The sequence below is a fragment of the Bacillus sp. FJAT-44742 genome, assembly GCF_002797315.1.
Taxonomy (GTDB): Bacteria; Bacillota; Bacilli; order Bacillales; family Marinococcaceae; genus Thalassorhabdus; species Thalassorhabdus alkalitolerans.
This window is the reverse complement of record NZ_KZ454936.1, coordinates 1,806,864-1,807,634: the sequence shown is the minus strand read 5'-3', so window position 1 is coordinate 1,807,634 and position 771 is coordinate 1,806,864. Positions and strand designations below refer to the sequence as shown.

Sequence of the window (771 nt, the reverse complement as noted above, 5' to 3'; positions counted from 1 at the left end):
AGTAAATGAGGCGGGGATATGGAAGGGAAGTTTATGCCCTTACCCGGGGAGGTCTGATGGGAACGCCGCACACATGCGGTAACCGATTCTCAAAGAATCGCTGAACCATCAGAAGTCAGCCGAAGCCATAGTACCTTACCTTCCGGAAGGTAAGGGAAGGGCTGAATCATAAAATGAGTACCATTTCCCTGGCGTACGCGTCATCCGATGACACAGAATAGACCAACTACCTACGAAAGAGAAGTGAAGTCTTCGAGGGCGCAGGTAGGGTGGAGGATGGTCGCCACACAAAAGAACGAAATGGTCACGTGGAGGGTGAGCAACATGTTGGAACACATTCTACACCGAAACAATCTGAATGCCGCCTACTACAAGGTGACAAAGAATAAAGGAAGTCACGGCGTTGATGGAGTCCCCACTTCCGAACTGAAAGCTCAGATTTCGGAAGAATGGGACACCATCCACGACCAACTTCTGAAGGGTACGTACCAACCGTCTCCCGTCCGTCGAATCGAAATCCCGAAAACGAACGGAGGCAAACGGAAGTTAGGTATCCCTACGGTGATGGATCGTACGATCCAACAAGCGCTCAACCTCTATCTTCAATCGATGTATGACCCTAAGTTTTCTCCGCAAAGCTATGGGTTCCGACCAGGAAAGCGAGCACATGATGCGGTGAGACAGGCGAAAGCCTATATCAATGAGGGGTACACCTGGGTGATAGACATCGACCTCGAGAAATTCTTCGACCGGGTTAACCATGACCGGTTA

1 protein-coding gene is annotated in these 771 nt (G+C 50.3%); it reads left to right on the top strand.

The window, feature by feature from the left end:
- Positions 1–324: 324 nt before the first annotated feature.
- Positions 325–771 (top strand): reverse transcriptase domain-containing protein (locus CEF17_RS08915; RefSeq protein WP_269799451.1); only part of this gene is annotated, 447 nt, incomplete at its 3' end.